14 protein-coding genes and 3 pseudogenes are annotated in these 16,619 nt (G+C 53.6%); 10 read left to right on the forward strand and 7 right to left on the reverse strand.

Annotated features, from left to right (window positions below):
* Nucleotides 1–307: 307 nt before the first annotated feature.
* From UR504_RS16695 to aldB, 6 genes are all read left to right on the forward strand, one after another.
* Nucleotides 308–664: a DUF3302 domain-containing protein gene (locus UR504_RS16695; RefSeq protein ID WP_024906600.1), complete on the forward strand. Its 357-nt coding sequence runs from the start codon at nt 308–310 to the stop codon at nt 662–664.
* A 2-nt stretch (nt 665–666) separates the two neighbouring features.
* The gene (locus tag UR504_RS16700) at nt 667–1,803 is read left to right on the forward strand and encodes an HlyD family secretion protein (protein WP_115876687.1); all 1,137 of its coding nucleotides are present in this window, start codon (nt 667–669) and stop codon (nt 1,801–1,803) included.
* A 90-nt stretch (nt 1,804–1,893) separates the two neighbouring features.
* A complete protein-coding gene (locus UR504_RS16705; RefSeq protein ID WP_302238248.1) occupies nt 1,894–2,502 on the forward strand; it encodes a glutathione S-transferase in 609 nt (202 codons plus the stop codon).
* 103 nt (nt 2,503–2,605) lie between these two features.
* Nucleotides 2,606–3,991, forward strand: a complete 1,386-nt coding sequence (selA, locus tag UR504_RS16710) for an L-seryl-tRNA(Sec) selenium transferase (protein WP_302238252.1) — start codon at nt 2,606–2,608, stop codon at nt 3,989–3,991.
* Complete coding sequence (gene selB, locus UR504_RS16715; RefSeq protein WP_271369151.1) at nt 3,988–5,835, forward strand: selenocysteine-specific translation elongation factor; 1,848 nt, start codon at nt 3,988–3,990, stop codon at nt 5,833–5,835. The genes selA and selB overlap by 4 nt, the downstream gene beginning before the upstream one ends.
* 86 nt (nt 5,836–5,921) lie before the next feature.
* Nucleotides 5,922–7,460, forward strand: coding sequence for an aldehyde dehydrogenase AldB (aldB, locus tag UR504_RS16720; RefSeq protein ID WP_111964324.1), 1,539 nt, complete (start codon nt 5,922–5,924; stop codon nt 7,458–7,460).
* On the opposite strand, the gene UR504_RS16725 is transcribed toward aldB, so the two are convergent.
* On the reverse strand, nt 7,457–8,422 hold the full coding sequence (locus tag UR504_RS16725; RefSeq protein WP_111964325.1) for a LysR family transcriptional regulator: 966 nt from the start codon (nt 8,420–8,422) through the stop codon (nt 7,457–7,459). The two genes, aldB and UR504_RS16725, sit on opposite strands and share 4 nt — an antisense overlap.
* Before the next feature lie 117 nt (nt 8,423–8,539).
* On the opposite strand from UR504_RS16725, the gene UR504_RS16730 reads away from it, so the two are divergent.
* Both UR504_RS16730 and UR504_RS21585 read left to right on the forward strand, forming a co-directional pair.
* On the forward strand, nt 8,540–9,280 hold the full coding sequence (locus UR504_RS16730; RefSeq protein WP_133293532.1) for a MipA/OmpV family protein: 741 nt from the start codon (nt 8,540–8,542) through the stop codon (nt 9,278–9,280).
* Between the two features lie 288 nt (nt 9,281–9,568).
* Nucleotides 9,569–9,709, forward strand: a pseudogene (locus UR504_RS21585) (type II toxin-antitoxin system HicB family antitoxin); the annotation flags it as partial.
* Nucleotides 9,710–9,757: 48 nt separating this feature from the next.
* Here the strand turns inward: UR504_RS21585 and UR504_RS16735 are convergent.
* Both UR504_RS16735 and UR504_RS21590 read right to left on the reverse strand, forming a co-directional pair.
* Nucleotides 9,758–10,834 carry a type I restriction endonuclease gene (locus UR504_RS16735; protein ID WP_115876680.1) on the reverse strand — a complete coding sequence of 359 codons (1,077 nt, stop codon included), beginning with the start codon at nt 10,832–10,834 and terminating at the stop codon, nt 9,758–9,760.
* A gap of 205 nt (nt 10,835–11,039) precedes the next feature.
* A pseudogene (locus tag UR504_RS21590) lies at nt 11,040–11,129 on the reverse strand (hypothetical protein); the annotation flags it as partial.
* A gap of 45 nt (nt 11,130–11,174) precedes the next feature.
* Between UR504_RS21590 and UR504_RS16740 the strand changes: the two are divergent.
* Together UR504_RS16740 and UR504_RS16745 are read left to right on the forward strand one after the other, a co-directional pair.
* Nucleotides 11,175–11,531 (forward strand): annotated as a pseudogene (locus tag UR504_RS16740) (helix-turn-helix domain-containing protein); the annotation flags it as partial.
* Between the two features lie 93 nt (nt 11,532–11,624).
* Nucleotides 11,625–12,080 (forward strand): 4Fe-4S dicluster domain-containing protein, encoded by a 456-nt coding sequence (locus UR504_RS16745; protein ID WP_271369152.1) that lies wholly within the window; start codon nt 11,625–11,627, stop codon nt 12,078–12,080.
* Here UR504_RS16745 and UR504_RS16750 read toward each other — a convergent pair.
* The 4 genes from UR504_RS16750 to avtA form a co-directional block, all read right to left on the reverse strand.
* A complete protein-coding gene (locus tag UR504_RS16750) occupies nt 12,064–13,782 on the reverse strand; it encodes a ShlB/FhaC/HecB family hemolysin secretion/activation protein (protein ID WP_302238265.1) in 1,719 nt (572 codons plus the stop codon). The two genes, UR504_RS16745 and UR504_RS16750, sit on opposite strands and share 17 nt — an antisense overlap.
* Before the next feature lie 90 nt (nt 13,783–13,872).
* Nucleotides 13,873–14,688, reverse strand: coding sequence for a collagen-like triple helix repeat-containing protein (locus UR504_RS16755; protein WP_320739937.1), 816 nt, complete (start codon nt 14,686–14,688; stop codon nt 13,873–13,875).
* 50 nt (nt 14,689–14,738) lie between these two features.
* Nucleotides 14,739–15,023: a hypothetical protein gene (locus UR504_RS16760; RefSeq protein WP_302238269.1), complete on the reverse strand. Its 285-nt coding sequence runs from the start codon at nt 15,021–15,023 to the stop codon at nt 14,739–14,741.
* A gap of 317 nt (nt 15,024–15,340) precedes the next feature.
* Nucleotides 15,341–16,597, reverse strand: coding sequence for a valine--pyruvate transaminase (gene avtA, locus UR504_RS16765; RefSeq protein WP_302238272.1), 1,257 nt, complete (start codon nt 16,595–16,597; stop codon nt 15,341–15,343).
* Nucleotides 16,598–16,619 lie beyond the last annotated feature (22 nt).

Consider the following 16,619-nt stretch of genomic DNA (forward strand, 5'->3'; position numbering starts at 1 on the left):
CGACGGCAAACTCTGCTTCGCGTTTCAGCGCCAGGATGATATGGCACGACACGATAAGCCAAAAAACCACTTTTGATGTGTGGTATGGCGAAAAGTTAAAAGGTGGATTACGCTCATATTGTAAGGTTAAGTCTATTATTATTCAGGATATATTTTGACACGCTTATAAACTTGCATGGAGATATTATAAAAACCCATACTCCCCTGCTCGGAAATAATAAGCACAACCCCGTGTTTATAAAAAATTAATTAGGTTGCGTACCGTTTTATTAATTTAATGAGTTGACGTTGTTTAAGTGAGGAGAATATGTTTCTCAACTATTTTGCGCTGGGCGTATTGATTTTTGTATTTCTGGTTCTCTTTTATGGAATCATCGCCATCCATGATATTCCTTATAATATGGCTAAAAAGCGTAACCATCCGCATGCCGATGCCATTCATACGGCTGGCTGGATTAGCCTGTTTACGCTTCATGCCATCTGGCCATTCCTGTGGATTTGGGCCACGCTGTACCGCGAGGATCGCGGCTGGGGCATGCAAAACCACATCACAAAGCCTGATGAGGTCCCGGGCATGGATGCGCTGGCAAAACGCGTGGCCGAATTAGAACAAAAGCTGGCCGCGGTAAAGCCCGCTGCTGATAAGAACACGCTGGAGCGCTAATCATGGATCTGTTGATTATTTTGACCTACGTGGCATTTGCCTGGGCCATCTTTAAAATATTCCGAATTCCGGTCAACCAGTGGACGCTTGCCACCGCAACATTAGGCGGCGTATTTATTGTTGCCGGACTTATTCTGCTAATGAACTATAACCACCCGTATACGTTTACGGCGCAAAAAGCGGTTATTTCTATTCCAATCACGCCGCAGGTGACCGGTGTGGTCAGCGAAGTGACCGATAAAAATAACCAGCTAATTAAAAAAGGCGAAGTGTTATTTAAACTGGATCCAGGCCGCTATCAGGCGCGGGTCGACAGGCTTCAGGCCGACCTGGTGACCGCGACGCACAATATCGATAATCTGAAAGCGCAGCTGGCGGAAGCCGTTGCCAATACCACGCGCGTCTCCGCTGAACGCGATCGCCTCTATAAAGATTATCAGCGCTACCTGAAAGGCAGCCAGGCGAAGGTGAATCCGTTCTCTGAAAGCGATATCGACAACGCGCGGCAGAACTATCTGGCGCAGGATGCGCTGGTGAAAGGCTCCGTGGCTGAACAGGTACAGATCCAAAGCCAGTTAGACAGCATGGTGAACGGCGAGCAGTCGCAGATTGCGTCGTTACGCGCCCAGCTTGCCGAAGCCAAATACAATCTGGATCAGACCGTGGTGCGTGCGCCGAGCGATGGTTACATCACCCAGGTGCTGATACGTCCGGGGACCTATGCCGCCGCGCTGCCTCTGCGTCCGGTGATGGTCTTTATCCCAGAACAGAAGCGTCAGATTGTGGCCCAGTTCCGCCAGAACTCGCTGCTGCGTCTGAAGCCGGGCGATGAAGCGGAAGTGGTGTTTAACGCGCTGCCGGGCCAGGTGTTCTCCGGGAAGCTCACCAGTATTCTGCCGGTGGTGCCGGGGGGAACCTATCAGGCGCAGGGCGCGCTGCAGTCGCTGACGGTGGTGCCGGGAACGGACGGCGTTCAGGCACTTATTGAGCTGGAACCCAACGCCGAAGTCGATGCCCTGCCGGACGGTATCTATGCCCAGGTGGCGGTCTATTCGGACCACTTCGCCCACGTCTCGGTCATGCGTAAAGTACTGCTGCGTATGACCAGCTGGATGCACTACCTCTACCTCGATCACTAATCCTTCCAGGGCAGGAATGCGACATGCAGACCTGCCCTTTTTTCATCGCTTGATCCATACTGACTTTTTTCCGGCATCAAGGATCAGGCAATGAAACTCATCGGCAGCTATACCAGTCCCTTCGTGCGAAAAATCTCGATTCTCCTGCTTGAGAAGGGGATTGATTTTGAATTCGTGAATGAACAGCCCTACAACGCGGAAAACGGCGTCGCGCAGTATAACCCCCTGGGAAAAGTGCCAGCGCTGGTCACGGACGAGGGCGAATACTGGTTTGATTCCCCGATTATTGCGGAGTATATCGAGCTGCTGGGCGTTGCCCCGGCAATGCTGCCGGCTGACCCAAAAGCGGCGCTGGCGGTGAAGCAAATTGAAGCCCTGGCCGATGGCATTATGGATGCGGCGTTAACCTCCGTGCGTGAACAGGCCAGGCCCGCTGCCCAGCAGTCGGAAACGGAACTGTTACGCCAGCGGGAAAAAATCAGCCGTAGCCTGGACAGGTGCGAACAGCTTATCCGGGAGGGCAAGATCCATATCGACAGCCTGAACCTGGGGACCATCGCCATCGCCTGCGCCATCGGCTATCTCAACTTCCGCCGGGTTTCCCCTGGCTGGTGCGTCGACCGTCCGCTGCTGGTGAAGCTTGCAGACACGCTTTTTAGCCGCGAGAGCTTTGCCCGTACCGAACCGCCAAAGGCTTGACGCGGGTTATAACACTTCGGCGTCGGAGGCGGTACAATCCCTCTACATGTTAACTCCCTCTCCCGTCGGGAGGGGGGAAGATATTTACTCGCCAGGCGCTTTCATGACTACTCATCGTTCGCTGTACAGCCAGATCCCCGCTACCGACCGTCTCCTTCGCGAGCCCCGCATTCATGCTGTTGTTGAGCGCTTCGGCCATACCGCGACGGTGGAAATGTTACGCCTGCTTCAGGACGAAGCCCGCTGCGCGATTCAGGCAGAAAACGCCTTGCCCGACTGGTGCAGTGCGTGGGAGCAGGAAGTTGAACAGCGGCTGGATGAGAAGGCGCAAAGCGCATTACGCCCGGTGATTAACCTGACCGGTACCGTACTGCATACCAACCTCGGGCGAGCCCAGCAGGCGGAAGAGGCCGTTGCCGCCGTCGTGCAGGCCATGCAAGCGCCTGTAACGCTGGAGTACGATCTGGACGGCGCCGGACGCGGGCATCGCGACCACGCGCTGGCGGAGCTGCTGTGCCAGCTGACCGGTGCGGAAGATGCCTGCATTGTGAATAACAACGCCGCAGCGGTGCTGCTGATGCTGGCGGCCACCGCCAGCGACAAAGAGGTAGTGGTGTCCCGCGGCGAGCTGGTGGAGATTGGCGGGGCATTTCGTATTCCGGACGTGATGCGCCAGGCGGGCTGTACGCTGCATGAAGTGGGCACCACCAACCGTACCCATGCGAAAGACTATCGCGCGGCAGTGAATGAAAATACTGCCCTGCTGATGAAGGTCCACACCAGCAATTATCATATTGAAGGCTTCACCAAAACGGTTGAAGAGGCGGAGCTGGCGGCGATTGGGCGCGAACTGAACATACCGGTGATTGCCGATCTCGGCAGCGGCTCGCTGGTGGATCTGAGCCTGTACGGGCTGCCAAAAGAGCCGATGCCGCAGGAGATGATTGCGGCGGGCGTTAGCCTGGTCAGCTTTTCCGGCGACAAACTGCTGGGCGGGCCGCAGGCCGGGATTATCGTCGGCAAGCGCGAGCTGATTGCGCAGCTGCAGCAGCATCCGCTCAAGCGCGCCCTGCGCGCCGATAAAATGACGCTTGCCGCGCTGGAGGCGACGCTGCGGCTCTATCTCCATCCGGAAAAACTGGCTGAGCGCCTGCCCACGCTGCGCCTGTTAAGCCGCGATGCCGCCTCGATTCGCGCCCAGGCCGAATTACTGCTGCCGCGCGTCGCTCCTCACTACCCCGATTTTGACGTTCGCATTGAGCCCTGCCAGTCGCAGATTGGCAGCGGTTCGTTGCCGGTGGACAGGCTGCCGAGTGAAGCGCTGACGTTCACCCCGCGCGACGGGCGCGGCAGCCACCTTGAAGCCCTGTCGTCGCGCTGGCGTAATTTGTCGACGCCGGTGATCGGGCGGATTTACGATGGCCGGATGTGGCTGGATCTGCGCTGCCTTGAAGATGAAGAGCGATTTCTGGAGATGTTGTTGAAATGATTATTGCCACCGCCGGTCACGTTGACCACGGAAAAACCACGTTACTGCAGGCCATTACCGGCGTAAACGCCGACCGCCTGCCGGAAGAGAAAAAGCGCGGCATGACCATCGATCTGGGCTATGCCTACTGGCCCCAGCCTGATGGCCGCGTGCTGGGCTTTATTGATGTGCCGGGGCATGAAAAGTTTCTGTCCAACATGCTGGCGGGCGTGGGCGGCATCGATCATGCCCTGCTGGTGGTGGCCTGCGATGACGGCGTGATGGCGCAAACCCTCGAGCACCTGGCGATCCTGCAGCTGACCGGTAACCCGCAGCTGACCGTGGCGCTGACCAAAGCCGATCGCGTGGATGACGCACGCGTCAGCGAGGTGCGCGAAACGGTACAGGCGACCTTGCGGGAGTATGGTTTTTCCGATGCACCGCTATTTGTCACCGTGGCGACGGAAGGGCGCGGTATCGACGAACTTCGCCACCACTTACAGCAGCTTTCATCACGCGACCACGCCAGCCATCATCGTTTCCGCCTGGCGATCGACCGGGCGTTTACCGTAAAAGGCGCGGGGCTGGTGGTGACTGGTACGGCGCTGAGCGGCGAAGTGAACGTCGGTGATACGCTCTGGCTGACGGGCGTGAACAAACCGATGCGCGTGCGCGGGCTGCACGCACAAAACCAGCCCGCAGACCGCGCCCACGCCGGGCAGCGGATCGCGCTGAACATTGCCGGGGATGCGGAAAAAGAGCAGCTTAATCGCGGCGACTGGCTGCTGGCCGATGCTCCGCTGGAACCGTCTGAACGCGTCATCGTCTCCCTGCAGGCAAACGTGCCCCTGACCCAATGGCAGCCGCTGCATATTCACCACGCGGCCAGCCATATCACCGGGCGCGTGTCGCTGCTGGAAAACGATCTTGCCGAACTGGTATTCGATTCACCGCTCTGGCTGGCAGACAACGATCGTCTGGTTCTGCGTGATATTTCTGCAAGGGAAACGCTGGCCGGGGCGCGCGTGGTGGCGCTGAATCCACCGCGACGCGGCAAGCGCAAACCTGAATATCTGCAGTGGCTGGCCGCGCTGGCGCAGGCCAGCGATGATAACGCCGCGCTGCGGGTGCACCTCGATCGCGGGGCGGTGAGCCTGCGTGATTTTGCATGGGCACGCCAGCTGAGCGAAGAAGGGTTACGCCTGCTGGCCCAGCAGCCGGGCTTTATACAGGCCGGAGACAGCCTGCTCAATGCCCCGGTTGCTGCGCAATGGCAGCGTAAGATACTGAACACGCTTGCGACTTACCACGAACAGCATCAGGACGAGCCAGGCCCGGGCCGTGAGCGTCTGCGACGCATGGCGCTGCCGATGGAAGACGATGCGCTGGTGCTGCTGCTGATTGAAAACATGCGCGAAAGCGGGGTGATTAAAAGCCACCACGGCTGGCTGCACCTGCCGGATCACAAGGCCGGGTTCACCGCAGATCAGGAGGCGATATGGCAAAAAGTAGCCCCGCTGTTTGGCGATGAGCCGTGGTGGGTTCGCGATCTGGCTCGCGAAACCAACACCGACGAGCAGCTGATGCGCCAGGTATTGCGCCATGCGGCGCAGCAGGGGCTAATAGTCGCGATCGTGAAAGATCGTTATTACCGTAACGATCGTATTGTGGCGTTTGCCAACCTGATCCGCGAGCTGGATCAGGCGCGCGGCTCGACCTGCGCAGCGGATTTCCGCGATCGGCTGAACGTGGGGCGCAAGCTGGCGATCCAGATCCTGGAATACTTCAACCGCATCGGCTTTACCCGCCGTCGCGGTAACGATCATTTATTACGCGATTCGTTATTATTTCCTGAAACTCCGTGACCCCCGTCGTAAACGCCGTTACCGGTTGGCGAGAAAATCGCCAGCCGGAACTACCCTTGTTGTACACCAACAGCAAGGAGACGGACATGACAAACAATCCTCCCTCATCGCGTATCCAGCCCGGCGAGTATGGTTTTCCCCTCAAGCTGAAGCCTCGTTATGACAACTTTATTGGCGGCGACTGGGTAGCTCCCGTCGACGGCGAATACTATTCCAACCTGACTCCCGTTACCGGCCAGCCGCTGTGCGAAATTGCCAGCTCCGGCAAGCGTGATATAGACCTGGCGCTGGATGCGGCGCACAAAGCGAAAGAAAAATGGGCTCACACCTCCGTGCAGGACCGGGCGGCGATCCTGTTCAAAATCGCCGATCGGATGGAGCAGAATCTGGAGCTGCTGGCGACGGCTGAAACCTGGGATAACGGCAAGCCGATACGGGAAACGATGGCGGCAGACGTGCCGCTGGCCATTGACCACTTCCGCTATTTTGCTTCCTGCATTCGCGCTCAGGAGGGAGGAATAAGCGAGGTAGACAGCGATACCGTGGCGTATCACTTCCACGAACCGCTGGGCGTCGTTGGGCAAATCATACCGTGGAACTTCCCGCTGCTGATGGCGAGCTGGAAAATGGCGCCCGCGCTGGCGGCGGGAAACTGCATCGTGCTGAAACCGGCGCGTCTGACCCCGCTCTCGGTGCTGCTGCTGATGGAAATCGTTGGCGATCTTTTGCCGCCGGGCGTGATTAACGTGGTTAACGGCGCGGGCGGGGAGATAGGGGAATATCTGGCCACCTCAAAACGGATCGCCAAAGTGGCGTTTACCGGATCGACGGAGGTGGGCCAGCAGATCATGCAGTACGCCACGCAGAACATCATTCCGGTGACCCTGGAGCTGGGCGGGAAATCCCCGAACATCTTCTTCGCAGACGTGATGGAGGAAGAGGATGCCTTCTTCGATAAAGCCCTGGAAGGGTTTGCGCTGTTTGCGTTTAACCAGGGCGAAGTCTGCACTTGCCCAAGCCGTGCGCTGGTACAAGAGTCCATCTACGAGCGCTTTATGGAGCGGGCGATTCGGCGCGTTGAGTCTATCCGCAGCGGTAACCCGCTTGATAACGCCACGCAGATGGGGGCGCAGGTCTCGCATGGACAGCTGGAAACTATCCTCAACTACATTGATATCGGCAAGAAAGAGGGGGCGGATATTCTCACCGGTGGGCGTCGTAAGGTACTCGGTGGGGATCTGCAGGACGGGTATTATCTGGAGCCGACGATCCTGTTCGGTCAAAACAACATGCGCGTCTTCCAGGAAGAAATTTTCGGACCGGTACTGGCCGTGACCACCTTCAAAACGATGGAGGAGGCGCTGGAGATTGCCAACGACACGCCGTATGGCCTGGGAGCAGGCGTCTGGAGCCGCAACGGTAATCTGGCCTATAAAATGGGCAGAGGCATTCAGGCCGGGCGCGTATGGACCAACTGCTACCACGCCTATCCTGCGCACGCGGCATTTGGCGGTTATAAGCAATCGGGCATCGGGCGTGAAACCCACAAGATGATGCTGGAGCATTATCAGCAGACGAAATGTTTGCTGGTCAGCTACTCCGATAAGCCGCTGGGGCTGTTTTAATCACCCAGCTCAGGCCGTCCATGCACGGCCTGAGCAATTTGCTGGCGCAGGCAGTTCAGAACGCCATCCAGTACGTATTGCACGCGCCAGGGCTGGTATTCGCGTTTGCGGAAGATGGCCGTCAGATCGAGCCACCACTCTTCCTGATGCGGGAAGCAGGGGACCAGCATCCCTTGCGTTAATTCTTTTTTCAGACTTTCTTTTGGTGCAAAAACAATCCCAAGATTATTTCTTGCCAGCTCCAGAGCCGTCTGAGTATTGTCGCAAATATAATTACCGGTCACCCGGTAGTCATGCACGTCATCGCTGCCGTGCACTCGGAAACGCCAGATGTTGGCATCATCAACCAGCATGGAGTCAATGAGAATACAGGAGTGATTAATTAAATCTTCCGGTCCCGTTAAGGGGTGTTTATTTAAATACTCCACGGTTGCGAAGGCCGTAACGGAATATTGTGTCAGAACGCTGGCAACCAGACTTTCGTCTTTAGGCTGCGCATAAGTAATTAAAATGTCGCAGTCATCCGGAAAGGAAACGCCTTCTGAAAATTCATTCCGGTCCAGATTGTAGGTTTTCAAAGAGATGCGAATGTCACCGATGTCTTCTATCTGATGGATCACGTGTCGCGCGAGGTAGGTCACGATGCCGGTTGGGGCATAGATCGTCACTTTTCCGCGCTTTTCGTGCTTATAATCCGCAATGAAATTCACAAGCTGGCTGTTCTTATCCAGTGTTGCATTAACGTAAGGGAGCAACGCTTCACCAAACTGGGTCAGGGCAAGCTGGCGCGTGGTGCGCTCAAAAACCTTGAGTCCAACCCGCGTTTCAAAATCAGACAGATATTTACTGACGTTGGCCTGCGCCATACCCAGCAGGGCGGCGGCATCACCAATGCTGTGGGTGGCTGCAATGACGGAGATAATTTTTAATTCGCGTGGTTTTAGCTGTAATGTACTCATCATGCACACCCATCTATATGATTTTATATATAATATTATATAAACCGCAGCGTTGCATTGGCAATTTTGTAACCATTATTATGCGCCTCGCTTGTTTGGCATTTAAATGGATTACATAGAATGACTATTAAATACAATTTACTCATCGCGGCCACGTTATTTGCATCAACGTCTGCCATGGCTGGTGATTTTTCACTTGGAGCGGGGGCTGTATTTAATGAGTCTCCTTACAAAGGTTATAACGAAAATACTACCGCAGTACCGTTAATTAGCTACGAAGGCGATCGCTTTTATGTTCGCCAGACCACGGGTGGATGGATCCTCTGGAAAGACGCAAAAAATGAACTCAGCCTGACCGCAACGTGGATGCCGCTGCATTTCGATCCTGATGACAACGACGACCATCAGATGAAGCAGCTTGATGAGCGTAAAGCATCTGCGTTCCTCGGTGGGGCGTACTACCGTCACGAAAGCTGGGGGTCGCTGAAAGTGGCCGTTTCTGGCGATGCGATGGATGAAAGCGGCGGCGTGGTGGGCGAGGTATCGTACTTCCGTCCGATCAAAATGGAGCGCCTGACCCTGACACCTTCTGTTGGTGTTTTCTACAGCGACGAAAGCTATAACGACTATTACTACGGCGTATCCGGCAGCGAGTCTCGCCGCTCCGGACTGGATAAATACACCGCTGGCGACAGTTGGACGCCATACGTTGGCCTGGCGGCTAAATATCAGTTAACCCAGAATCTATACCTCAACGCCAGCGCGGTTTACACCGTGTTGCCTGACGACGTGAAGAACAGCCCGATGATCGACCGCGATGACAGCTTCGCGCTGATGACCGGCCTGACCTGGCGTTTCTGATGCGGTAAAGCCGGGGGCAGGTTCACCTTACCCGGCCTACTTGAACTGCCATCGCAGTTTTACGTATGCCCGCGCGAGCGAAGCGCCGCCGGGTATTTTTGATTGTAATGAACTCCCATTTTCCTTTCCCTTAAAAACTTCCTCATTAATGTTCCTGATATGCTAATGCGATCTGCGCCATCAATAAAGATGTGCATCATGTGTATCATTCTTAAAGAAAATTAAATCTGGCACTCTCGCCCGTATTTGGTGAAAGGCGGGAATTAAGCACGGATATCAGGAGTCGTTATGTTTTTTCCGGCTTACATTCATTCTGATTCAGACGGTAGCGCCAGCGGCTTTTCCCTGACGTTCCATGCTGTTGTTTCAGGTGATTCCATGTACGACGCTTTTAAGGATGCACGTGATGCGCTCATAGCGCACTTCGAAGCGTATTTCGGGCTGAGGCAGCACGTCGCGTGCTGCCTGGGTAAAAAATTAATTATATAGAGCTGCTGTTGCTTTCAGCATATCAGCAAAGGAATAGATATCATCGACTGTCGTTATAGGGTGACGCGTTTCGTTTTTTTCTATGTCGAAAAGTCCGATGTATTTTTGTGTGCGATTAAAATGCAATCGGCAAAGAGGTTTGCGGTTGTTGTCATCTACAAGAACACCAAAGTAACTTTTGGTATCTCGATGAGTTATACGGGGTGCCTCCAGTACCGCTCTGGTGATTGCTTTAACAATATGATATCCCTCGAGCTCCTCTAGCGTTGTAACCACGTCGCTTTCATCTTTATGTTCGTCTTCCTCAATATGTGATGATTCATTTGGAGTTTCGATGATCGCTGGGGTTATGCCCGTAATAGCTGACTTGAGGCGCTCATTAACCTGATCATTTATGTACTGACTTGCAGCTTTTTTGGTCAAATTTAAAAAAGACTCTCTGACTTTTTGAGTCAGAATCCCATCATAAACTCGGGATGCAAAAAATTTCACAAAGTCATCTTCAGGATTATTTAGTTGAGAGTGCAGGATTTTTTTGATCTGGCTGACATATTTTAATTCACCAGCAGCATTGATAATTGATTCCAAATCAAAGGAAGACTTAGTTATTTTTTTTAACTCAGGTATGATATTTTCGTCAATATCAAGAAGATCTACTTCCAAAAATGGTTTTTCATCCATTTTATTAGGGGCATCCAGATCTGTGAAAAATTTATAATTTTGTCCATTGGTGAGTATTGAAATTCTGGCGTTTGTTACATGAAAATACCTGAATAATTGCGAGGCATGATTTATATTTAATGGTTCGCCAATTTTTTTACATTCAATAAGTATCTGCACATCATTGTTTTTCATTATGGCATAATCGATTTTCTCGCCTTTTTTTGTACCAACATCACAGACAAACTCAGGTGTCACCTCTGAAGGATCAAAAACATCATAACCCAGAACGTTATGGATGAATGGCATTACAAATGCAGTTTTTGTTGCTTCTTCAGTATTAATTGCATCAAGTTGTTGTCTTATTTTATTTGATAAGGCATTTAATCTTTCTGTGAATTCCATGGGATATCCTTATTTTTAGCTGTGTGTCTTTATGGAATAACACTAAAAGGCATCTCAGACAATGGTATGTCTGAGCTGAACGGCTGCAAAAAAACAATATCGAGGGTTAGATCACATTGTCTTTCAATCGATGATAATCAGGGAACTCGGCATCACCGAACTCCATAAAAATATTATATATTCATAAAGGTGATATTATTCTTGTTTATGTTCCATCCACCCAGATCCGCATTTCTCCTTCTCCCCGATTTGCCCAACTGAACCAGGGAATAAGAGTCAGCGTGCAAGGCTGGCGCTGGAGATGATTTTATAGCAGGTGTCGCTCTCTTAAGAGTATGAAGACAGCGCGGATCAGGCCGGTGCGGCGATTGCGTGGAAGACGAAGCAGCTCATTCGCACGTAGTTTCATTTACCGCTTTCGAAGTCGCAGCCAGCAAAAGCGTTGCACGGCAGTATTGATTACTTCAGGCGCGTGTTTCGCCGGACTTTCCATTTAACCCTGACTGAGGCGATACATCGCCTCAGTCAGGGCAGCGGAAAACCGTAGCTGGATGGCTCTGCCTCGCTGACCGAAGTGGCAAACCGCTGCTGTTTTAATCACGTGGGCTATGTTCGGCAGATATTTTCAAAGCATACGGGCTTAACACCCGCTGTCTGGAAACGGCGGTACTGTAAAGAGCATATCAATTCCGGCTGAGCGCATCCTCTTTGACCCATAACACCTTCGCTGAATCTGGCGGTATGTATGATGTATACAGTACCCGCTTTTAATGCACGCGAGGCGTAACAGATGAACCGATTTATCATGGCGGATGCGGAAAAATGCATCGGGTGCCGCACCTGTGAAGTGGCCTGTGCGGTTGCGCATCAGGATGACTTCACCGCAGAGGCTTTTACCTCTCGCCTGCGGGTTGTGAAGGGGGATACATATACTACGGCGGTGGGTTGCCATCAGTGCGAGGACGCACCCTGTGCCAATGTCTGCCCAACCCATGCCATTTGCCTTATGGCGGGCGCCTGGCTTGTTGAGCAGACGCGCTGTATTGGCTGCAAGAGCTGTATGGTCGCCTGTCCGTTTGGGGCGATGCAGGTGCGTCTGGATGGGGGTAAGGCACAAGCGCTGAAATGTGATTTGTGCCTGCATCGCGAAGGCGGACCGGCCTGCGTGGAGGCCTGTCCAACCCACGCGCTGCGCTGTGTTGATCCTGCCAGTCTTCGGGCTGAAAAGCTTACTGCATTTTATTGAAATTCCAGGTAAACGTCAGGCTGTAGCGCCAGTCTCTGTTGCGACTGTCTGTCGGAACATCCCCGACGGGTCTTGCCGCCTCAACCGTGATGCTATAGTGGCGGGTATCGCCTACCATCACGCCTGCCGCCACTGACCCGAGCCGCTGATGAGGCAAGCCGGAGGTGTTAAACCAGGTTTGCGCGGTATCGGCCAGGATGTAGGGCTGGATAGTGGCAAGCCAGGTACTCTCTTTTCGCATCTGGATATAGCGCAGTTCTACCTGCCCGCCGTAGCCGTAGTCACCGCTTGCTTCACTGTCCTGATATCCTCGTCCAAAGCGCTGGGCACCGAAGCTAACGCGTTCGGGCTCGGGCAGCGTGTTGTTTGACCAGTCTCCCTCCCAGGAGGTTGATAGCCGCCATTTATCGGCAAACAGCCAGGCTGCGTCCAGATAGCTTTTCGTGAGTGTAAAATTAATATCGGGCCTGGGGGCCGAGACGATATCGGCACCCATCGCATCAATACCCTGACGAACGTTGAGTCGGCCGCTGATGCTGGCCGTTGAGAATTGATGTGCACCATTAATGCCGACTTCAAGGGCGGGATAACGCGCGTGCTGATTGACGGAGTCAAGGCTATAGGTTTTGCCCTGTAGTCTGGCCTGCAGAGCATAATCATCCTGGCGGTCGGTGTAATCAAAACCGCTGGTCAGATTAATTTGTGATTTTTGCGTCAGCAGCAGGGGATAGCCAAACGTCACGCCGCCGTTGTATTGCGTTGTTTTTTGCTTCGAATCGACGCTGATATTATTCGGCAAAGAGAGCAGGGGAGAAAAATCTCGCGGCTCTTCATGGTAATAGCTGCCTTTGAGCTGCATCGTCAGCCCTTCATCGTTTAAAAACTGCTGCCAGTTGAGCCCGACATAGTTTTTTCGCGTGTGGCTATCTAACGGCACAAGCGTGGCCACGCCAAGCTGATCGCCATAGCTTGTCATGTTGCTGAGCGTGCCGTTCAGCATCATTAAATCTTGCCCTTTACGGGTATCGATCGTCGAGGCGATATTCCAGCTCCGCTCCTGGTTGCCGGTTATTTGCATCGCCGCCGCGCCATAGATATTGGTTGGCAGCTGCGCGTTAGCCGTAACCGGAACGTTCGGGGTGCGCGTCATCAGCTGGCTGTAGCGGTCGAACGTATCCTGTGAAAGCGGTTTTTCCGCCATGATTTTTTCGGACAGACGTTTAAGACGTTCAGCGATGTGGGGGTTATTACTGGTGATGTCGCTATGAGCGACATAGCCTTCAACCAGAACAATTTTAATATTGCCCTGCTGGAAATTATTATCGGGCAGCCAGGCATAGGAGAGCGGAAAACCGTCAGCCTTGTAGCGCGCCGTAATATCGTTTACCAGCCCCGTGAGCGTTTTTAGCGGCACGGTTTTTCCGGCGTAAGGCCTGAAGGGCTGAAGTAATTCCTTCAAGGGATAACGCGTGCCGCCAATAAACTGAATGTGATTAATGGTAATGGGCGTTTCAGGCGTCAGCGTTGACTTCGGTTTTTCTATTTTGACGGTCGGCTGTTGAACGGCTTCAGTCTGTTCGGGGGCAACGTTACGAGAAACTTGCGCCGGGTTATCGGGGTTAATAATAGAGGGCAGAGTATCGGCGCGGGCCATGCTCAGCACAACCAGCCCCGTCAGCGAAAAAAGGAAGTGGAGTTTCATCGCGCAATCCCTGTTCGTCATCCCCGGTTGGGGTAAGTGTCGCTGAATAAAGCGCCCCTGAACCAGGGGCGCAGACAGGCAATAAAAGGATTACTGTTTTGACGTCAGTAGACTCGTGGTTAACGTGTTGAGCCCATTAATCGGGTTTGTCGTAGATGTATTTTGGGTTGTGCCTGCATTGGCCGTTACACCCGCAGTCAGCGTATTGAGGGTGGTATTGACCGTTGTGCTCAGGCTATTGTTTGTGGCTGTCACATTGGCATCGGCCGTCAGAGATCCTGTGCCGCTGCCTCCGGTGGTTGATGTGGGTTTCACTAGCGTACCGCTATCCGTGACCGTCTGGCCGACATTTTGAACGACCTGACCGACACTGCTAAGCCCGCTATTGCTGCTGCTAATGTTGGTCCCTACGCCGCTGACGGTACCACCCACCTGGGTTAGCAGACCGTTGACCGGTGTGCCGAGACCCGTTGTGGTGCCTACGGTTTGCGTCACGCCTTGTACTCCGCCCAGCGTCTTGTTAGCCAGGGTCGTGGTATCGGTTGTTACCTGAGTGACTGCAGGGCTGCTTACCGTGTTGGTGAGACCCGTGCCGGTGTTACTGACCAGTTGCCCGGTACTGTTTACCACGCTGCCCGTCAGGCCCGTTACGCCGCTGACCGATGTTCCGGAAGTGGAACTCGCCAGACCCGTACCTACCGTTGAAACGGTATTGCCGAGGGAGGTGACCGACGTGGTCACGCCTTTAACCGTTGTACCCACACCGTTCGGGTTGTTTGGATCGCCAACGCCAGTCGTGACGCCTGTCCCCACGGTGGACACGGCACTGCCAACACCGCTGACGGTGGTTGAAACGGTTGATGTGACGGGATTATTTGTTGGAAGCTGGCTTCCGAGGCCATCCACAGTGGATCCGACGCTGGTCACGGTTTTACCTGCATCACCCAGTATCGTATTTACGCCTGAGGTAGTTGTTCCTCCACTGCCCCCTGATCCTGAGCCTGAGCCAGAACCAGAACCCGTTCCGCCACCAGCGCCTGTCCCGGTATCCGAACCCGTTCCGTTGCTGCTCGAACCGCCATTACTCGCGGTTGTGCCACTTCCATCATCTGAGCCGCTGCTGCTTCCCGTTGCAGGGTTATTTTTGGCCGTTGAGTGTGATCCGCCACCGCTTCCACTACAGGCAGAAAGAGAGAACGCGAGCAGTACCGCAACAGCAATAGCGCTGATGCGACTAACATTATTAGGTAGCATATGAATACTCCACGCAAAAGAACGCCGAGCGGCGTATTAGTGAGTATATGCAGTATTTTTAAATATGCATGAAAGTGGCTGAGGAAGATATTTTTCTTCGGTGTAGGTGGTTATTCAAAATAACAATAAGTTAGGCTATTTAATCGATGCTTAATTATTGAGTGAGTAGTTAGTGGGCGTAAATTAAAGGAATATTCCTAAGAAAACTCAATGGGGATGATAAATGAAACGCTACAGGATATATCCTTATTGTAAGATTCAGATCACGGAAAAATAAGGCTCTTCATTTGAAGAGCCTTATTTTTTAACAATTGCCTTCGAGCCAGGCTTTATCGATTTCTTCGGCGAGAATTTTAACCCCCGCTTCGATTTTTTCCGGGTCGGGGACGTAGTTCATGCGCATGCACTGATGGGTATGCGGCCACGGCTTATCCAGTCCCGGGAAGAAATAATCGCCCGGAACCATCAGCACCCCGCGCTTTTTAAGGCGCTGGTAGAGCAGTTCGGTAGTGATAGGCAAATCCTTAAACCACAGCCACAGGAAAATCGCTCCTTCGGGCTTGTGGATCAGGCAGCGTTCTTCCGGCAAATAGCGGCGAATTGTCGCGATTGTTTCCTGAACGCGCTGGTAATAGAAAGGCTTAATCACGTCATTCGACAGACGCAGCAGGTCCTTGCGTTTGATCATCTCGCACATCATCGCCGGGCCAATGCCGCCCGGTGAAAGGCTGATAATACCGTTCATATTGGTAATGGCGGTGATGATTTTCTCATTGGCGATGATGATGCCGCAGCGGCTGCCCGGCAGTCCCAGCTTAGAGAGGCTCATGCACAGGACAATGTTCGGGTTCCACAGCGGACGTGCTTCGCTGAAGATAATGCCCGGGAACGGTACGCCGTAGGCGTTATCGATTACCAGTGGAATGCCGTGCTGATTTGCCAGTGCATCCAGCTTCATCAGTTCGTCATCGGTGATCACATTGCCCGTTGGGTTAGTCGGGCGCGATACGCAGATCATGCCCGTCTCTTCACCAATATGCAGGTGTTCAAAATCGACGTGATATTTGAACTGGCCTTCCGGCAGCAGCTCGATGTTCGGGCGCGCGGAGACGAACAGATCCTCTTCCAGGCCGGAATCGGCATAGCCGATATACTCCGGCGCCAGCGGGAACAGCACTTTTTTGGTGGTGCCGTCGGCGCGACGCCCTGCGAACAGGTTAAACAAGTAGAAAAATGCGCTCTGGCTGCCGTTTGTCAGTGCAATATTCTGTGGTTCGATATCCCAGCCCAGCTCGTCACGCAGCATTTCGGCGAGGAGTGCCAGCAGTTCGGTTTTACCCTGCGGGCCGTCGTAATTGCAAAGCGCATCGGTTGCTTTGCCGCTTTCCAGCATCTGAGCGAGCAGCGTCTGGAAATAGGTCGTCATCTCCGGAATTTGAGCCGGGTTTCCGCCGCCGAGCATGATTGCGCCCGGTGTGCGCAGCCCGTCGTTGAGGTCCTCCATCAGGCGAGTAATGCCTGAATGGCGGGTAAATTTGTCGCCGAAAAGTGAAAACGTCATAGCAGGTGATCTGTCGAGCTTA

Source organism: Enterobacter sp. 241F3 (assembly GCF_034106785.1).
GTDB classification, from domain to species: domain Bacteria; phylum Pseudomonadota; class Gammaproteobacteria; order Enterobacterales; family Enterobacteriaceae; genus Enterobacter; species Enterobacter vonholyi.

Bases quoted from the DNA above. Each gene is read 5' to 3' on its own strand.
- UR504_RS16750 (WP_302238265.1), bottom strand. From the start codon at position 13,782: ATGAAACTCCACTTCCTTTTTTCGCTGACGGGGCTGGTTGTGCTGAGC.
- UR504_RS16705 (WP_302238248.1), top strand. From the start codon at position 1,894: ATGAAACTCATCGGCAGCTATACCAGTCCCTTCGTGCGAAAAATCTCG.
- avtA (WP_302238272.1), bottom strand. From the start codon at position 16,597: ATGACGTTTTCACTTTTCGGCGACAAATTTACCCGCCATTCAGGCATT.
- aldB (WP_111964324.1), top strand. From the start codon at position 5,922: ATGACAAACAATCCTCCCTCATCGCGTATCCAGCCCGGCGAGTATGGT.
- UR504_RS16695 (WP_024906600.1), top strand. From the start codon at position 308: ATGTTTCTCAACTATTTTGCGCTGGGCGTATTGATTTTTGTATTTCTG.
- UR504_RS16700 (WP_115876687.1), top strand. From the start codon at position 667: ATGGATCTGTTGATTATTTTGACCTACGTGGCATTTGCCTGGGCCATC.
- UR504_RS16725 (WP_111964325.1), bottom strand. From the start codon at position 8,422: ATGATGAGTACATTACAGCTAAAACCACGCGAATTAAAAATTATCTCC.
- selA (WP_302238252.1), top strand. From the start codon at position 2,606: ATGACTACTCATCGTTCGCTGTACAGCCAGATCCCCGCTACCGACCGT.
- UR504_RS16735 (WP_115876680.1), bottom strand. From the start codon at position 10,834: ATGGAATTCACAGAAAGATTAAATGCCTTATCAAATAAAATAAGACAA.
- selB (WP_271369151.1), top strand. From the start codon at position 3,988: ATGATTATTGCCACCGCCGGTCACGTTGACCACGGAAAAACCACGTTA.
- UR504_RS16730 (WP_133293532.1), top strand. From the start codon at position 8,540: ATGACTATTAAATACAATTTACTCATCGCGGCCACGTTATTTGCATCA.
- UR504_RS16745 (WP_271369152.1), top strand. From the start codon at position 11,625: ATGAACCGATTTATCATGGCGGATGCGGAAAAATGCATCGGGTGCCGC.
- UR504_RS16760 (WP_302238269.1), bottom strand. From the start codon at position 15,023: ATGTTAGTCGCATCAGCGCTATTGCTGTTGCGGTACTGCTCGCGTTCT.